The organism is Zunongwangia sp. L-65 (assembly GCF_056859415.1).
Map to the genome: position 1 here is coordinate 13,346 of NZ_JBSXOK010000072.1, position 18,252 is coordinate 31,597.

At 35.8% G+C, this 18,252-nt stretch carries 16 protein-coding genes; 11 read left to right on the forward strand and 5 right to left on the reverse strand.

What is annotated here, in order from left to right:
- Positions 1–3: 3 nt before the first annotated feature.
- Both AC13DP_RS15760 and mscL read left to right on the forward strand, forming a co-directional pair.
- Entirely contained in the window at positions 4–2,625 is a 2,622-nt protein-coding gene (locus AC13DP_RS15760; RefSeq protein ID WP_228251458.1) for a DNA gyrase/topoisomerase IV subunit A, read from the forward strand.
- A complete protein-coding gene (mscL, locus tag AC13DP_RS15765) occupies positions 2,625–3,080 on the forward strand; it encodes a large conductance mechanosensitive channel protein MscL (protein WP_013072142.1) in 456 nt (151 codons plus the stop codon). Before AC13DP_RS15760 ends, mscL begins: the two co-directional genes overlap by 1 nt.
- Positions 3,081–3,218: 138 nt before the next feature.
- On the opposite strand, the gene AC13DP_RS15770 is transcribed toward mscL, so the two are convergent.
- Both AC13DP_RS15770 and AC13DP_RS15775 read right to left on the reverse strand, forming a co-directional pair.
- Positions 3,219–3,593 (reverse strand): hypothetical protein, encoded by a 375-nt coding sequence (locus AC13DP_RS15770; protein WP_013072141.1) that lies wholly within the window; start codon positions 3,591–3,593, stop codon positions 3,219–3,221.
- 31 nt (positions 3,594–3,624) lie between these two features.
- Positions 3,625–4,065 (reverse strand): helix-turn-helix transcriptional regulator, encoded by a 441-nt coding sequence (locus AC13DP_RS15775; protein ID WP_013072140.1) that lies wholly within the window; start codon positions 4,063–4,065, stop codon positions 3,625–3,627.
- A 277-nt stretch (positions 4,066–4,342) separates the two neighbouring features.
- Here AC13DP_RS15775 and AC13DP_RS15780 point away from each other — a divergent pair, with 277 nt between their 5' ends.
- The 6 genes from AC13DP_RS15780 (at position 4,343) to AC13DP_RS15805 (ending at position 11,010) form a co-directional block, all read left to right on the forward strand.
- Entirely contained in the window at positions 4,343–5,503 is a 1,161-nt protein-coding gene (locus tag AC13DP_RS15780; RefSeq protein ID WP_483068088.1) for a M14 family zinc carboxypeptidase, read from the forward strand.
- Positions 5,504–5,579: 76 nt separating this feature from the next.
- Positions 5,580–6,059 carry an Lrp/AsnC family transcriptional regulator gene (locus AC13DP_RS15785; RefSeq protein ID WP_013072138.1) on the forward strand — a complete coding sequence of 160 codons (480 nt, stop codon included), beginning with the start codon at positions 5,580–5,582 and terminating at the stop codon, positions 6,057–6,059.
- A gap of 92 nt (positions 6,060–6,151) precedes the next feature.
- On the forward strand, positions 6,152–8,734 hold the full coding sequence (locus tag AC13DP_RS15790) for a phosphoenolpyruvate carboxylase (protein ID WP_228251461.1): 2,583 nt from the start codon (positions 6,152–6,154) through the stop codon (positions 8,732–8,734).
- Between the two features lie 11 nt (positions 8,735–8,745).
- Positions 8,746–9,267 carry a DinB family protein gene (locus AC13DP_RS15795; RefSeq protein WP_347407705.1) on the forward strand — a complete coding sequence of 174 codons (522 nt, stop codon included), beginning with the start codon at positions 8,746–8,748 and terminating at the stop codon, positions 9,265–9,267.
- Positions 9,264–10,280, forward strand: a complete 1,017-nt coding sequence (locus AC13DP_RS15800; protein ID WP_013072135.1) for a YihY/virulence factor BrkB family protein — start codon at positions 9,264–9,266, stop codon at positions 10,278–10,280. The genes AC13DP_RS15795 and AC13DP_RS15800 overlap by 4 nt, the downstream gene beginning before the upstream one ends.
- A 181-nt stretch (positions 10,281–10,461) precedes the next feature.
- Entirely contained in the window at positions 10,462–11,010 is a 549-nt protein-coding gene (locus AC13DP_RS15805) for a type 1 glutamine amidotransferase domain-containing protein (protein ID WP_041580000.1), read from the forward strand.
- A 163-nt stretch (positions 11,011–11,173) separates the two neighbouring features.
- On the opposite strand, the gene AC13DP_RS15810 is transcribed toward AC13DP_RS15805, so the two are convergent.
- Together AC13DP_RS15810 and aroB are read right to left on the reverse strand one after the other, a co-directional pair.
- Positions 11,174–11,470, reverse strand: coding sequence for a hypothetical protein (locus AC13DP_RS15810; protein ID WP_041578913.1), 297 nt, complete (start codon positions 11,468–11,470; stop codon positions 11,174–11,176).
- A gap of 93 nt (positions 11,471–11,563) precedes the next feature.
- Entirely contained in the window at positions 11,564–12,628 is a 1,065-nt protein-coding gene (gene aroB, locus AC13DP_RS15815) for a 3-dehydroquinate synthase (protein ID WP_347407706.1), read from the reverse strand.
- Between the two features lie 96 nt (positions 12,629–12,724).
- Here aroB and AC13DP_RS15820 point away from each other — a divergent pair, with 96 nt between their 5' ends.
- On the forward strand, positions 12,725–13,936 hold the full coding sequence (locus AC13DP_RS15820) for a proline dehydrogenase family protein (RefSeq protein WP_013072131.1): 1,212 nt from the start codon (positions 12,725–12,727) through the stop codon (positions 13,934–13,936).
- Between the two features lie 75 nt (positions 13,937–14,011).
- Here AC13DP_RS15820 and AC13DP_RS15825 read toward each other — a convergent pair whose 3' ends face one another.
- A complete protein-coding gene (locus AC13DP_RS15825; RefSeq protein ID WP_013072130.1) occupies positions 14,012–14,827 on the reverse strand; it encodes a UDP-2,3-diacylglucosamine diphosphatase in 816 nt (271 codons plus the stop codon).
- A gap of 256 nt (positions 14,828–15,083) precedes the next feature.
- Between AC13DP_RS15825 and aroC the strand changes: the two genes are divergently transcribed.
- Together aroC and AC13DP_RS15835 are read left to right on the forward strand one after the other, a co-directional pair.
- On the forward strand, positions 15,084–16,148 hold the full coding sequence (aroC, locus tag AC13DP_RS15830; RefSeq protein ID WP_483068089.1) for a chorismate synthase: 1,065 nt from the start codon (positions 15,084–15,086) through the stop codon (positions 16,146–16,148).
- A gap of 24 nt (positions 16,149–16,172) precedes the next feature.
- A complete protein-coding gene (locus AC13DP_RS15835; protein ID WP_483068090.1) occupies positions 16,173–17,483 on the forward strand; it encodes a dicarboxylate/amino acid:cation symporter in 1,311 nt (436 codons plus the stop codon).
- The last annotated feature ends 769 nt before the right edge of the window (positions 17,484–18,252 follow it).

The window sequence follows — 18,252 nt, forward strand, 5'->3', positions numbered from 1 at the left end:
CATATGGAAGAGAATCCCGAAGAATCTAAAGACGAACAATTAAATAAGCCTAAGGAAGAATTAATGCGAGTAACCGGTATGTATAAGGACTGGTTTCTTGATTATGCTTCTTATGTGATTTTAGAGCGTGCCGTACCGGCTATGGAAGACGGTTTTAAACCCGTACAACGCCGAATTATGCATTCTATGAAAGATCTTGATGATGGTCGTTATAATAAAGTAGCGAATATCGTTGGGCATACCATGCAATATCACCCCCACGGGGATGCCAGTATAGGTGATGCCATGGTTCAAATTGGCCAGAAAGATCTTTTAATCGATACACAGGGAAACTGGGGTAATATTTTAACCGGTGACCGTGCAGCAGCACCACGATATATCGAGGCGAGATTATCGAAATTCGCTCTGGAAGTATTATATAATCCAAAGCTTACGGAGTGGCAGTTATCCTATGATGGCCGTAAAAAAGAACCGGTAAACCTTCCCGTAAAATTTCCTATGTTACTGGCGCAAGGTGGCGAGGGAATTGCTGTAGGTTTGAGTACTCGTCTATTACCACATAACTTTAATGAACTTATCGATGCGTCTATAAAACATCTACAGGGGAAACGTTTTAAATTATTTCCTGATTTTCCTACCGGTGGGATCGCAGATATTTCACATTATAATGATGGTAAACGCGGTGGTCGTGTGAGAGTTCGCGCTAAAATTAGTCAGTTAGATAAAAATACGCTGGTGATTACCGAAATTCCTTTTGGTACCACCACCACAAGCTTGATCGATTCGGTATTAAAAGCTAACGAGAAAGGAAAAATCAAGATCAAAAAGATCGAAGATAATACCGCTGCGGAAGTGGAAATACAAATCCATCTCCCCAATAATATATCTCCTGATCGTACTATCGATGCCCTTTATGCATTCACGCAGTGTGAAAACTCATTATCCCCACTGGGATGTGTTATTGTAGATAATAAACCTGAATTTTTAGGAGTTTCGGATATTTTAAGGTCTTCTACAGACCATACGCTTCATCTTTTAAAACGTGAGCTGGAAATCACACTGGATGAACTGGAAGAGCAATGGCATTTTGCATCTTTAGAAAGAATTTTTATTGAAAACAGGATCTATCGCGAGATTGAAGAAGAAGAGACCTGGGAAGGAGTCATTAGTGCTATAGATGAAGGTTTAAAACCACATATCACTCATTTAAAACGAGCGGTAACCGAAGAAGATATCGTGCGACTTACAGAAATCCGAATTAAAAGGATCTCTAAATTTGACATTGATAAGGCGCAACAAAAAATAGATGCTTTAGAAGATGAAATCGCCAGGATCAAGCATCATCTTGATCATCTAATAGATTATGCGATTGATTATTTTACAAAGCTAAAAGAAAAATACGGGCAGGATAAAGATCGAAAGACCGAGCTACGTTTGTTTGAAGATATCGAAGCCTCCAAAGTAGTCATAAGAAACACTAAACTTTATGTAAACCGTAAAGAAGGATTTATTGGTACCGCTCTAAAAAGGGATGAGTATGTAACTGATTGTTCAGACATCGACGATATTATTTGTTTTACGGCCGATGGTAAAATGATGGTCACCAAAGTAGACACCAAAACCTTTATTGGTAAAGATATCATTCATGTTGCTGTTTTTAAGAAAAAAGATAAGCGCACCATTTATAATATGATTTATCGCGATGGAAAAGGTGGCACTACTTATGTAAAACGTTTCGCGGTAACATCGGTAACCAGAGATCGGGAATACGATCTTACTCAGGGCAAAAAAGATTCTAAAGTTCTTTATTTCTCAGCTAATCCTAATGGGGAAGCCGAAGTGATAACTGTTTTCTTAAGACAGGTAGGGAGTATTAAAAAACTAAAATTTGAATTGGATTTTAGCGAAATCTTAATAAAAGGAAGAAACGTAAAAGGAAATATCGTTACTAAATACTCTGTAAAACGAATAGAACTAAAAGAAGAAGGTGTTTCTACTTTAAAACCCAGAAAGATCTGGTTTGATGATGTGGTAAAACGCCTGAATGTAGATGAACGTGGCGAATTACTAGGGGAATTTAAAGGAGAAGACCGTCTGCTCATTATCACCCAGGACGGTATAGCAAAAACCATTAAACCCGAACTAACAAAGCGTTTTGATGAGGAAATGGTCATACTGGAAAAATGGAATCCTAAAAAGCCGGTTTCAGCGATTTACTGGGAGCCTGAAAAAGAACGTTATTATGTAAAACGTTTCTTAATCGAACATCCCGATAAAGAAGAGAAGTTTATTAGCGATCACGACAATGCCTATTTGGAAGTAGTATCTACAGATTACTTTCCAATGATAGAGATTGAATTTACCAAATTAAAAGGAAAAGATCGCCGACCAAACGAAGAAGTGAGTATTGAAGAGTTTATTTCGGTAAAAGGGATTAAGGCACTTGGAAACCAGTTAACTACAGATAAGGTAAAAACAATAAACTTACTTGATCCACTTCCCGATGAACCCGATCCAGAAGAAGAAAATGAAGAAAAAGAAGAGGTAGATTTTAACCAAACCGGGACCAGTTTTAAAGAGGACTCTTCAGAGGAGAATCAAACCAAATTATTTGATGACGAATAATGGGAATACTTAAAGAGTTTAAAGAGTTTGCTATTAAGGGTAATATGGTCGACATCGCCATTGGGGTAATTATTGGTGCGGCCTTTAATAAAGTGATCGATGTTTTGGTAAAAGAGATCATTACGCCACCTTTGAGTTTAATGACCGATGGAATTCAACTTTCAGATAAAAAGATTGTTTTAAGAGAGGCCATTGATGCGACAGCAAGCACTACCGGAAAAGCTGTTGAAGAAGTAGCTATTGCTTACGGAGCTTTATTAGAAGCCTTAATTGATTTTCTGATTATAGGCTTCACCATCTTCATAGTGGTAAAACTGATGAACCGGTTTAGGGCAAAAGCCCAGGATCCCGATAATAAAGAAGTAGATACGCCAAAAGATATCGAATTACTTTCCAGCTTGAATTTGCTAATAAAAGAGCAAAATGAACTTTTAAAACAAAACAATAGAAAGTAAGTACCCTCAGTTAAAAAGGTGATTAGATAGTAATTAAAAAATTAGATTTTATTTCTCGAGAAGACCTCCAGATCCTAATAGTTATTCTGATAGGGCCTTAGTATTTAATCTCGATTATGGAGTAAAACTCTTTGTAGATTATTCTTTTACTCGATACACCGATCCTCGTTCCTTACGGGGATCGCCTACTTTTCCATATTCAAAGGTGTAGCCATCTTTATCCGTTTTAATGATACGCATATGGATTGCCTGCCGTTCCTGCATGTTTTTAGGATGAAGATTTTTAAGTACGAATTCACAGTCATTAATCCAGCGAACAGAAGAAGTGTCGGTTTTCCCCTGAAAGGTATCAATCTCTAAACTATCAGTACGTACAAATCTGGAAGTCACCATTTCCCCGTTTAAATAGGATTGAAATTCAAACGTTCCGGTACGAAAATCCTGGCAATTTTTTTCTGGTTCAAAACAACTTAAAAATGCGAGGGGAGCAATAAAGAAGATTAATTTTTTCATACTGCAAAATTAATCCAAATGGCCTGAATATTCAATTTTCAAAGGCATCAAAAGTACCATCTTCATAAAATATAATCACTCTCGAGATTTTTTTATCGGTTTTAGAAGGAAAAGAAGATACAACCTTGTTTACTGGATCTGCCGGGTTAGTTTCAGAAAATAAATCATTTTCGAATTTTTGTGCAGGAACCGATTCTTTTTTTGATGAGACGATACTAGTTTTTTCGGGAGAGGTGTCATTTTCAACTTTAGGAAAGCTTCCTTTCCCATTAAGTAACCAGTAGAGTTCTACTTCAGGAAAAGTCTTCACAATTTTCATAACAAATTCCAGGCTGGGTTTATTCCGCCCTGACAATAGATGACTAATCGAAGACCTGCCAACTTCAATTTTATCAGCAAAAGAAGAGGCCGTTAAATCATAATATTCGATAATTTCCTGTAATCTATTTGTAAACTCTTTAGTGTTTACCATTGTAAAAAGTATTAATTTTCCTGCATTTACAAATGTAAATTATTTAATAATGAATTCCTAATTACAAATGTAAATTGGCTCGTATTGATAAATCTAAAGGTTAAGTAAAGGCATTTAGTTTACTAAAAAACAATAAATTAAAGGTTTTAAACTGTATTCTTGGAGTATATCCAAGATTGTTTTCTTTTTAACACTAGGGTTAAATTACAATTGTAAACAACTAAGATGTATAACCTTGTTTACAATTGTAAAATAAAGGTTTTTTACTTTTGTCAACATGAAATACGCAGCTCCTATTAAAGAAATCATGGATCGTTATCCAGATTTTAAATTGAATCAAATAAAAGACCGTTATATCAATCAGTCTCATATTCAACCGATCCTGAATAATTTTGAAAAAGATGTTGATCTATCTAAAATTGGCTATTCTGTAAATAAGGAGGCTATTAATCTTATTAGAATTGGTAATGGAAAAATAAAAGTTCTGGCCTGGTCTCAAATGCACGGTAACGAATCCACAACGACTAGGGCCATTCTAGATGTTATTAATGCGCTTATACATTTAGATACTGTAGAAACCCGGGATATTTTAAATAATATCAGCTTATATTGTATTCCAATGTTAAACCCTGATGGAGCAAGAAAGTATACCCGGTTTAATTACAATAACGTAGATCTTAACAGGGATGCTCAAAATCTAACGCAACCAGAAAGCCGTTTACTTAGAAAAGTTTTTGAAGAGGTAAAGCCGCAGTTTTGTTTAAACCTGCATGGCCAAAGAACCATCTTTAGTGCCGGTTTAACGGATAAGTCGGCAGTAATGTCTTTTTTAACACCTGCTGAAGATGAAGAACGTCATCTTAGCGCGAAGCGAAGCGAAAGCATGAAAATAATTGCGCAAATTGCTTCAGATTTGCAGGAGGTGTTACCAGGGCAGATTGGGCGCTATGATGATGGATTTAACCTTAATTGTACGGGAGATACATTTCAAAGCGAAGGGGTGCCTACTGTTTTATTTGAAGAAGGTCATTTTCCCAACGATTATACGCGTGAAGCGACCAGAGAATTTGTAGTGGCAAGTATAATTTCTTCATTAAGAAGTATAGCAATAGGTACTTATTTGGATTTTAGCGTAGAAGATTATTTTGCTATTCCTGAAAATGCTAAGAATTTCAATGATATTTTGATTAAAAATGTCAGGATATTAGATAGTATTAAGGATGTAAGTATTCAATATTCAGAAAAATTGGTCGGCAATAAGATTGAATTTATACCGAAAATTGAAAAAATCGAGGATAAAATTGACAAATATGGTCATAAAGAGGTTGATGGAGATGGCAAAATACTGGAATTAGAAGGGCGGAAAACACCAGTCGAAAACGTTATAGTTGATAAAATATTCTTAAATAGAGAAATATTAATGGTTAAATGTGATTAATTCTTCAAAAAATTATAAATACTTCAAAGTTTTTGTATTATTTTTGAACTTCATATAATAAAAAGAAGTTAAGAAAATGGCCAAATTTAAATTAGACGAAACAGATCATCAGATTCTCGACATGCTTATCGAGAATACTAGAACTCCGTTTACCGATATCGCTAAAAAGCTTTTAATTTCTGCCGGTACGGTTCACGTTCGTGTAAAGAAAATGGAAGAAGCGGGAATCATAATAGGTTCTTCGTTAACGCTAGATTACCAAAAACTTGGGTATGCGTTTATCGCTTATGTAGGTGTGTTTCTTAAAAACACCTCACAAACAAAATTTGTTTTAGAAAGAATTAATGAAATTCCTTTTGTAACCGTTGCTCACGTTACTACCGGAAAATTTAATGTTTTCTGTAAAGTTAGAGCCCGTAATACACAGCATGCTAAAGAAATTATCTTTCAATTAGATGATATTGAAGGAGTATATCGTACCGAAACTATGATCTCTTTAGAAGAAAGCATTAACGATAAAAAACGTTTAATGCACTCTATTTTTAAAGAGCTGTAAGGAGAGAATACTAAACTTTTATTAAAAACCCTTTAAGCTCTTTTGTTTGAAGGGTTTTTTTATAATTTTAAGACAACTAAATACCAAAAATTATGCATAGAGAACCTAAGTTAGAACGTTTCAATGAAAATGTTCTTTCTAAGTATCAAATTTATAACAGTCTTTTTCTAACCCTGCCATTTAATGACATTCGTAAAACCGGATCTTTATTACCACTTTTTCAGGAAGTTTGCGAAAAAGGATTTAAAGAGAATAAAAATCCCTCTGAAATCGTAGAGGCATTTTTTAAGAAATATCTGGATGATCCTTCAGAAAAAGATATGAATGATCTTTTGTTTAGGTTCATACAATATATCGAAAGACAGGTAGTATTATTTGACGCCATTGAAGATGCCGCTTTTCCTATCGTTAACAATATGGACGGTATTGGGACACTTCGAAATATAAAAGAAGAGTCTGAATCCCGAAATCAGAATGAAAAACTACGGGAGTTTTTAACCCGGTTTAAGGTTAGACCAACTTTAACGGCTCACCCAACACAATTTTATCCTGGCGCTGTATTAGGAATCATTACCGATCTTGATAAGGCCATTCAAAACGATGATCTTGTAAAAATAAAACAACTTTTATCTCAGCTTGGTAAAACACCGTTCTTTAAAAAAGAAAAACCAACGCCACTTGATGAGGCCATAAGTCTTATATGGTATTTTGAAAATGTATTTTATCAAAGTGTAAGTAAAATATATAGCTATATCCAGCAAAATATGTTTGATGGTGATAGCATTGGCAATGAAATTATAGAATTAGGGTTCTGGCCTGGTGGTGACCGTGATGGAAATCCTTTTGTAACTACAGATATCACCTTACAGGTGGCCAAAAGGCTTAAAAGTACGATATTGTTTTGTTACTATCGTGACGCCAGAAAACTTAAAAGGAGATTGACTTTTGAAGGTGTAAATGAAACCATTGAAGAAATTGAAAGAGCACTTTATGATGGTGCCGTTTCGGAAAGCGCTACCATTAAATTACCACTTAAAGAACTAAAGGTTAAGTTACATGCTATCAGAGAAGTATTGATAAACAAACATCAATCGTTATTCCTAGATGAAGTAGATGATCTTTTAAATAAAGTTAATTTATTTGGATACCATCTGGCTACCTTAGATATCCGTCAGGATAGCGGGGTTCATGAGGAGGTACTTTCAGAAATTATTGCCGTTTGCGAAAAAAGAGGGGATAACCTAATCCCTAAAAATTATAAAGAGCTTTCAGATAAAGAACAAATTGAAATTCTCTCAAATGTAACCGGAAATCTCTCTGCAGACGAGTTTGATAGTGAAGATGGAATGGGGAAAGCAACTATTTCTTCCATCCATGCGATGAAACAAATCCAGAAAACTAATGGAGAAAAAGGAGCCAACCGTTATATTATTAGTCATAGTGAAGTGCCGCAGAGTGTTTTAGAGCCTTTTGCATTTTTAAGACTTTGTGGATGGGATCAACCAAGTGTGGATATAATTCCGTTATTCGAAACGGTACCAGATTTAAAAGCTTCACCAGAGGTAATGAAAACTTTATATAGCAACCCTGTATATCGTGAGCATTTAGAGCGTAGAGGTAACAAACAAACTATAATGCTTGGTTTTAGTGATGGTACTAAAGATGGGGGATACCTTATGGCGAACTGGAGTATCTATAAAGCTAAACAGGAACTTACCGAAATATCTAGAGAATATGACATTAAAGTCACTTTCTTTGATGGGCGTGGAGGACCACCAGCACGTGGAGGCGGTAAAACACACCAATTCTATGCTTCTCTAGGTTCTGCTATCGAAAATGAAGAAATCCAGTTAACCGTACAGGGACAAACCATTAGTAGTAATTTTGGAACTAAAGATAGTTGCCAGTATAACCTGGAGCAATTAATAAGTGCAGGAGTGTCTAACGAGATTTTTAATCATGGTAAAAACAATTTGTCTGATGAAGATCGTAAAACAATGGTAAATCTGGCCGAGACTAGCTATAATACCTATATGGACTTTAAAGCGCACCCAAGATTTATTCCTTATTTAGAAAAGATGAGTACGCTTAAATATTATGCCAAAACAAATATTGGTAGCCGACCATCAAAGAGAAATAATAATGCATTAAATCTTGATAATTTACGTGCAATTCCTTTTGTAGGTAGCTGGAGCCAGTTAAAACAAAACGTACCTGGATTCTTTGGTGTAGGTACAGCATTAAAGAAATACGAAGAAAACGGAGAATTTGATAAAGTAAAACAACTGTATAATAATTCGATTTTCTTTAAAACCTTGCTTGAAAATAGTATGATGAGTTTAACCAAATCTTTTTTCGAATTGACTGCCTACATGAAGGAAGATGAAGAATTTGGTGAATTCTGGCAAATTATTCACGATGAGTATGTACGTTCCAAAGAAATGCTATTAAAAGTGACCGGTTACAAAGAGCTTATGGAAAACGAGCCTGCGATGAGGGCTTCGATTCAGGCCAGGGAGCGTATAGTTCTTCCATTGCTAACTATTCAGCAACATGCATTAAGAATGGTACAAAAGCTACAGGACAGTGGTGATACTGAACGATTGGATGAATTCGAAAAAATGGTTACCAGATCCTTATACGGTAATATTAATGCAAGTAGAAATTCAGCTTAACAAAGTAATATATGACAGTAGAGCAGTTAAATGCTTCGGAATACAATTCGTTCTATGAAAATTATATTAAAAGTGTCCCCAAAGAAACTTCTTTGGGGATATTATTTTTAGAGAACCTAAAAGAGGTGTCAGAACGATTAGCGACAATCGAAGAAGCACAATTATCTTTTAAATATGAAGAAGGAAAGTGGACCGTTGCTGAAGTATTTCAACATTTAATAGATGTTGAACGTATTTTTCAGTATAGAGCACTTTGCCTTGCCAGAAGGGAAACACAACCACTATCTGGTTTTGATCATGATGCCTATGTAGATTGCTCTGGGGCTGAAAATCGGACTTTGGAAAGTTTTAAAACGGAATTCGAAATGGTACGAAAATCGACTTCAATTTTATTTGATTCTTTTACAAACGGCATGTTAAAACAAGTAGGACAAATGAATGGTTCTTCAGCTACTCCTAGGGCTATAGGCTTTATCATTGTAGGACATACCATGCATCATTTAAAAATTTTACAAGAACGTTACGGCATTTGAAAAATCCTCCAAAATTCTTAAAAGCCATTAAGTCATTCTTTAAGCTTATGGCCAGAGCTTTTACCAGCTGGAATAAAAACGAGCCTTACTCGCGTAGTGCTACTATTGCCTATTATGCGCTATTTTCGTTACCCTCTTTATTGATCATAGTTGTGACCATAGCAGGATATTTTTTGGGTAGTAGAACAACTGTACAGGATAGAATTACTTCAGAAATTAGTAGGTTTATTGGTGGGGATACCGCAAATGCCGTAGAGGGGATGATCTCCAGTGCATGGCTTTCAGAAGACTCGACTTTTGCTATCATTTTTGGCGTAGGCATGTTGTTATTTGGTGCTACCGGAGTTTTTGTTCAGCTTAAACTGGCCATGAATAATATTTGGAATGTTGCGGAAAAACGTAACAATTTTTGGGGATTACTTTTAGACCGGGCGATTTCTTTTGGGATGATCCTGGTTGTTGGTCTTTTGTTATTAGTATCTCTGGTAATTTCGGCATTATTAAACCTTATTAAAGATAGTATTCAATTAAGTGCTCCTCATATTACCGGTGCCGTGTTGAGTATCGCAAACTTTATCATATCCTTTCTTGTCATCACTTCTTTATTTATGGCAATTTTTAAAATACTTCCCGATATTAAGATTAAGTGGAGAACTACTTTTTGGGGTGCAAGTCTTACAACCATTTTGTTTTTAATAGGATATTATCTTATCAGCTTTTATTTTGGCACCAGTGATCCAACTTCTGTATACGGCGGAGCATCCAGCGTGGTTTTGATTTTACTTTGGGTATATTATGCCTGTATGATTATGTTTTACGGAGCCGAGTTTACCGTGCAGTATGCGCTTGTAAAAAATGAAAAAATAGAGATGGGGAAAAATGGGGAACCTGCAATTTATCAGGAAATGGAAAAGCTGGAGAAGAAAAAAGTACAGATAAAGGAGGAAAAAAGAATTATAGATAAACTTAAATCGAACCTGGGAATTTCTAAAAAGAATAAAAATGAGAACTGATCAAAGTTCGATTCTATTGGAGATTTAAAATTCGGTTAACAAATAAAAAAATGCTGTGTAACTAAGGATAATTCACTTTTAACGCTTATTAACTTCGTAACACTTTAATTTAAAATGCCTTTAATACAGGTTCTCTTTTATAGTTTTTACATTTGAATAAATGCTTAAAAAAACAAAAATTATGGAAAAGAGAGTAGCTATTTTAGCAACAGACGGATTTGAAGAAAGTGAATTAACATCGCCAAAGGAAGCGATAGAAAAAGCAGGTTTTACAGCAGAAATTGTAAGTATAAAATCTGGATCTATTAAAAGTTGGGATGTAGATAAATGGGGTAAAGATTTTACTGTAGATAAGGAAGTTAGTAAAGTAAGCGCTAAAGATTATAACGCTTTAGTACTTCCAGGAGGAGTAATAAACCCAGATAATTTGCGTACCAATGAAGATGCATTGGTATTTATTAGAGATTTCTTTAAGCAAAGTAAAATCGTAGCCGCTATTTGTCATGGTCCTCAGTCCTTGATCAATGCTGAAGTTGTAGAAGGCAGAACAATGACTTCTTACCCATCTATTAAAAAAGATTTAGAGAACGCAGGAGCGCTTTGGGTAGATAAAGAAGTGGTAGTAGACGAAGGTTTTGTGACTAGTAGAACACCAGATGATCTACCAGCATTTAATGATAAATTGATTGAAGAAATTAAAGAAGGAAAGCATGATTATCAGCATGCCTAATCTTTAAACCATTCAATACAAATTAAAAAGGGAGTTTAGATTTTAAACTCCCTTTTTTATATATGTTCAAATATACTTGCCATCCACATGTACAGACCGCAGGCATCTAAATTGTATTATATAAAAGAAAGACTCGGGGAATTTAAACCTTTATCAAGGTCTCTTAATCATCTTCCTCTTCGTCGTTATCCTTCTCTGGGATGTCTACGATTGGCTCGTTAAAGTCGTCGTCATCATAATCTTCCTCATCAAAATTAGCCATAGTGTTTTCTAAACGTGTACTTACCTTCACCAGGTAAATGGCGTCTTCAGTTCGTACTTCAACCGCATCAATCGTTTCTCCCTTTGCATTTTTAAAGGAAATGATGTGATCATCATCATAGCCATCAGGGTACTTCTCTACAAGAAGGCTTAATATCTCCGGAGTTAGTTTTTTAAAGTCAACAATTACTCTTTTCATTTTATAGGGTTGATTTTTTTGCAATTATAAATAAAAATATAAAACCTCAAAGGCTTAGGGTAAATTTTTAATAGAATAATAAATTTATAATAATCAGGCGTTTTTATAAAATTCAAAGGCATCAAATATTATATTATTTGGTACCTGGCAGTCAATCTTGGTTTCTCCTATATCTTTAAGGAGCACAAAATTTATTTTTCCGGCTTCATTTTTCTTGTCGTACTTCATTAAATCGATAATAGCATCAATATCATTTTTAGAAAATTCTACCTTACCATAAAGTTCAACAATACGTTTGGTGATACTATCAAGTTTTTCTGAAGGGAAATCTTTTAACTCCTTAGAAATATATGTTGCGAGAATAATCCCCAAAGCAACTGCTTCACCATGTAATAATGTTTTCTTTTGGGTATGGGTTAAACAATAAGATTCTATAGCGTGTCCTAGCGTATGGCCATAATTTAATGTTTTTCGCAAGCCGTTCTCATAAGGATCTTCAGCAACCACTTTTGCTTTAATCCCTACTGAAACCCTTATGATATCATCCAGATCATTTAGCGTAAGTTCACTAAGATTTCCTACTTTTTCCCAGTAAGCCTCATCTGCTATCAAGCCATGTTTTAAGATTTCAGCTAAACCGCTTCTCATTTCTTCAGAAGGCAGTGTGGCCAGGTAATCTGAATCTACAATCACCATTTCAGCATTCGAGATAACTCCAATTTGATTTTTAAGATTTCCCAGGTCCACCCCGGTTTTACCACCAACCGAAGCATCTACCATAGCAAGTAGGGTAGTGGGAACATTAATATAATTGATTCCGCGTTTAAAAGTTGAAGCAACAAAACCGCCAAGATCCGTTACCACACCACCACCAAGATTGATCATTAAACTTTTACGATCGCCTTCAAGATCAGACATGGTTTGCCATACTCCCATACAGGTATCTAGATTTTTAAAAGGCTCGCCTGCTTCAATCTCTATAATTTCTATAGTTGTTGCTGTTGAAATTTTAGGTAAAAATCCAGGTAAACAATGTTCGTGTGTATTAGTATCTACTAAAATAAATATCTTAGAAGGGGTGTGTTGTACTAGATAGTCATTAATTTTTTGATATGCTTCTTCTTTATAAAAAACGGTTCCTTTTGCCGTGTTTTCCATGATTTTGAATCTTTAAATCGGTTTCGAAAATAAGGAGAAATTATTAAACCAAAATCAATATTCAATAATTATATTTGCGACAATTAAAGAGATCCCATGATTAGAAAAAAGATATTTAACGATACCAAAACGGCTTTTAAATTAAAATCGGATACAGAGCTGGATAGAGCGATTTTTTTATTCAGTATGATGGGAAGGCCAACTTTAGTTAAATCTGGTATTGCGCTTACCAAAATGTCTTTAAAATTGAAATTGCCTGTAGAAGGCCTGATTAAAAAAACCATATTTGAGCAATTTGCTGGAGGGGAGACCATGGAAGACTGTAAACCTACCATTAAAACCATGTACCAGGCCAAATTGCACAGTATTCTAGACTATTCGGTAGAAGGGAAAGAAACCGAAGAGGAATTTGATGCCGCAGTAGCTAAAAAAATAGAACTTATCAAGTTCGCAAATGAAGAAAAAGAAGTCCCTTTTGCTGTTTTTAAACCCACCGGAGTGGGTAGATTTGAAATTTGGGAAAAAATGACCGCTAAAGTCAGTTTATCTGATGAAGAAAAAAAAGAGTGGGAAAACATCAAAGAACGGGTAGAAAAACTGTGTAAGACGGCTTATGATTTAAAAGTAAGGTTATATGCCGATGGAGAAGAAACCTGGATGCAAACAGCTGCAGATGATCTAATGGAAGAAATGATGCGTAAATATAACAAAGAGGAAGCGCTCATTTTTAATACGTTACAATGTTATCGTTGGGATAGAATAGAGTACCTTAAAGATCTGCATGAAAAAGGAAAAGCTGAAGGTTTTAAAATCGGTGCTAAAATTGTTCGTGGCGCCTATATGGAAAAAGAAAATGAACGCGCCAAACGTTTAGGTTATCCTTCTCCTATTTGTGAAAGCAAAGAAGCTACAGATGTGAACTTTAATAGTGTAATGTCTTATTGTTTAGCTAATCTGGAGGATATTTCAGTGTATATAGGTACACACAACGAGGTAAGCAATTATCTGGCGCTACAGATCATCGAGGATAAGGGATATGATATAAATCATCCACATATCTGGTTTAGTCAGTTATTTGGGATGAGTGACCATTTAAGTTATAATTTAGCAAAAAAGGGATATAATTCGGCCAAATTGGTTCCTTTTGGCCCAGTTAGAGATGTAGTCCCTTATTTAATGCGTAGGGCCCAAGAGAACTCTTCAGTAAAAGGGCAAACCGGTAGGGAGCTTTCCTTATTGCTTGAAGAACGTAAGCGCAGAAAAGGTCACGAAACAAGACACGATCGCCAGGAAAAAGAAAGTTTTTAATTTTTTTGAATGGCCCATTGCCGATTTTTGCTGTGATCAGACGATATTAATTTAAATCGGTCTCTGGTCTGTTCTTTATCGAGATTTACTTCGTTTTAAGACGGTAATGGCTGTGAGTAACTGAGGTTCTTTAATTTGTTTCATGTTTAATTCAGGAAATCTGATAAGTTCCCATCGTTTATCATTATATTCCAGAGCGGTTAGATTTTCAATCCAATCTCCGGAATTTAAATATAAACAGGTTCCTTTTTTATTGGTTTTTCTCACAATTCTGGGTTGATGAATATGTCCGCATACTACATATTTATATCCGTTTTCTATAGCAAGATCGGTCGCCGTCTTCTCAAAATCATCTATAAATTTAATAGCCCCTTTTACCTTATTTTTAATCTTTTTGGAAAGGGAATATTTTTTTCGACCTATTCTTACCAAACACCAGTTTAAAAAGCGATTAATCAAAATTAAAAAATCATAACCCCAGCCTCCAAGCTTTGCGATCCATTTGGCATTTTGTATAGAGACATCAAAAACATCGCCATGAAAAAACCAGGCTTTCTTTCCATCAAGTTCTAAAACCAGTTTATCTACGATAGAAAAAGAACCCATAAAAGTTTCACTAAACTTTCTAAGCATTTCATCGTGATTACCAGTAATATAAATTATTTCGGTTCCGCTGGTGCTTAAGTCGATTATTTTCTTGATAACTTCAAGATGTGATTTAGGAAAGTAGCGCTTCCTAAATTGCCAGATATCAATAAAATCACCGTTTAGGATTATTTTTTCAGGGGCTACGCTATCAAGATATAGCAATAATTCTTTCGCGTGGCATCCAAAAGTTCCTAAATGAACATCTGAAATTACCAACAAATCGATTTTTCGCTTTTTTACCAATATAGTCTTCTTTTTTGCAAAGGAAAGTTGTTTTTAGGAAAATGATATTAAGCTGATCTTAAGCAATCTTCAATTAATTGTTATTCAGCCTGGCTATCTAAAAATTATAAAATACAGAACGTTTTAACTGAAATCCTGGAATCAAAATTAAAGTTTAGATTGATATTGGGCATTTTCTCCCAGAAATACGAATGTTTTACTAAAATCAATTTTTAAATTATAGCCTAAAAAATTACATTTGTTCAAAATCAATCAAATGGCAGGAAATTCCTTCGGAAAAATTTTTAAGCTCACCACTTTTGGTGAATCACACGGGCCGGCAATTGGTGGTATCATCGATGGATGCCCGGCAGGGTTACAACTAGATTTTGAAGCAATTCAGGATGAGTTAAACCGAAGAAAACCTGGCCAGTCTGCCATTGTAACGCAGCGCAAAGAACCAGACACGGTAGAATTCTACTCGGGTATTTTTGAAGGACAAACCACAGGCACTCCTATTGGTTTTGTTATTCATAACGCGAATCAAAAATCTAAAGATTATTCTCATATAAAAGATACCTATCGCCCCAGTCATGCAGATTATACATATGATGAAAAATATGGCGTAAGGGATTATCGCGGTGGCGGTCGTAGTTCGGCTCGAGAAACGGCAAGTAGGGTAGTGGCAGGAGCTATCGCGAAACAGATGCTTAAATCGGTTAAAATTACAGCCTATGTAGACTCTGTAGGCAAGATTTCCCTGAATAAACCTCATTATGAAGTAGATTTTTCGTTAATTGAAACCAATCCGGTACGTTGTCCGGATAAAGCGAAAGCGGAAGAAATGGAGGCTTATATCAAGCAAATCAGATCTGAAGGTGATACCGTTGGAGGTACCGTTCGTTGTGTGATTAGTGGTGTTCCTAAAGGATTGGGCGAACCGGTTTTTGACAAATTGCATGCGGAATTAGGGAAAGCTATGCTTTCTATTAATGCCGTAAAAGGTTTTGAATATGGCAGCGGTTTTGAAGGCACTGCAATGAAAGGAAGTGAACACAACGACCTTTTTAATGAAGACGGTACTACAAAAACTAACTTAAGTGGTGGTATACAGGGCGGCATTTCAAACGGAATGGATATTTATTTTAATGTAGCTTTTAAGCCTGTTGCGACCATCATGCAAAAGCAGGATACCATTAATAAAGATGGAGATGTAATCGAAATGCAGGGAAAAGGTCGCCACGATCCATGTGTGGTACCAAGAGCGGTACCTATTGTAGAAGCTATGGCAGCACTAACCATTGCAGATTTTTTCCTTCAGGATAAATCTTCAAAACTTTAAAAGAACAATACAGAAAACCACACTATGAAGAAATTAGCACTGCATTGGCAGATTTTACTGGGAATGTTTACCGGAGTTGTTTTTGCCCTGATCATGACCAATTTTAGCTGGGGAGCCGAATTTGTAAGTGATTGGATAAAACCATTTGGAAACATTTTTATTAATGCCTTAAAGCTTATTGCAGTTCCGCTAATTTTAGCTTCGCTAATTAAAGGTATTTCTGATCTAAAAGATATCTCTAAATTGTCCAAAATGGGTCTTCGTACCATTGGGATTTATATTACCACCACCATTATTGCGGTGAGTATCGGTCTGGTGATGGTTAACCTTATTAATCCCGGTGGCACTATTGAGGAAGATACGCGCCAGGAGCTAATAAGCAGTTATGAAGGTGACGCCGTAGGTGTACAGGCTAATGCCGCCAAACAAAAAGAAGCGGGACCCTTACAGGCTTTAGAAGATTTAGTGCCCAGTAATATTTTTGCTGCCGCAAGTGATAACGGGAATATGCTGCAGGTGATTTCCTTTGCTATTTTCTTTGGGATTGGTTTGATCCTTATCGACGAGAAAACTGCCAAACCGGTAAAAGATTTCTTTGATGGCTTTAATGAGGTCATCCTTAAATTAATTGATTTGATCATGCTTTTTGCGCCATATGGAGTTTTTGCTTTGTTGGCAGCATTAGTTGTAGAATCCCCAAGTACAGATCTTTTCGCTGCCCTGGCCATGTATGCCTTAACCGTGCTAATTGGTTTGGCATTAATGATAGGGGTTTATATTCTTCTGGTTTGGGTTTTTACCAAAAACAAACCATCCTTTTTTATCAATGGTATTGCTCCGGCACAGCTTTTAGCATTTTCAACAAGTTCTAGTGCCGCAACCTTACCGGTAACGATGGAGCGTGTTGAAGAACATATGGGCGTTCATAAAGAGGTAACCAGTTTTGTATTACCCATTGGCGCCACCATCAATATGGATGGTACAAGTTTATATCAGGCAGTAGCGGCAGTTTTTATCGCGCAGGCTTTTGGAATCGATTTAACTATAGGTGCGCAATTAGGAATTATAGCCACAGCAACGCTTGCTTCTATAGGTTCGGCTGCCGTACCGGGAGCAGGAATGGTAATGCTTGTTATTGTTTTAGCGCAAGCCGGAATCCCTGAAGCCGGTTTAGCTCTTATCTTTGCCATAGACCGACCACTGGATATGTGCAGAACTACAGTAAATGTTACCGGAGATGCCGCCGTTTCTGTAATGGTTGCAAAATCTGTAGGTATGATGGGCCCACCAAACGTTAAAGAATGGGATGAAGAATACGCGAAAAAGAAGCGGTAAACAGGTTCAAAGTGGAAAGTTAGCAAGTTTAAAAGTTCAAGGTTCAAAATTTAGTCCTGCTTCCTGGATCTTGATTCTATATTCTAAATACAAATAACTCCGCTGTCATTTCGACTGAAGCGCAGCGAAATGGAGAAATCTCAATCAAATAAAAGGTTTCATCCAGTTTACCACTATGGCTTCGATACGATTGCTCCTTCGTTGCAATCACTCAGCCGTCGCTAAATACTTCAAGGTTCAAAAGTTGTTGTACGGTTAAAAGTCATTCCAAATTCAAAATTCAACATTTAAAATTTAAAAAAGCTCCATAACGGTCACTTCGAGTATCAAATTTTGGAAAGCAATGGAAAAATTTGATGTATCGAGAAGTCTGTTTTGAGTAAAAAGTTTGAAAGTTCAAAAGCTGTTGTACATGAACAATCATTCAACATTTAAAATAATAGTTTATTGTCTCTTTTCTATATTCTAAATACAAATACCTCCGCTGTCATTTCGACTGGAGCGCAGCGAAATGGAGAAATCTCAATCAAATAAAAGGTTTCTCCAGTTTACCACTATGGCTTCGATACGATTGCTCCTTCGTTGCAATCACTCAGCCGTCGCTAAATACTTCAAGGTTCAAAAGTTGTTGTACGGTTAAAAGTCATTCCAAATTCAAAATTCAACATTTAAAATTTAAAATTCAAAAAAGCTCCATAACGGTCACTTCGAGTATCAAATTTTGGAAAGCAATGGAAAAATTTGATGTATCGAGAAGTCTGTTTTTGAG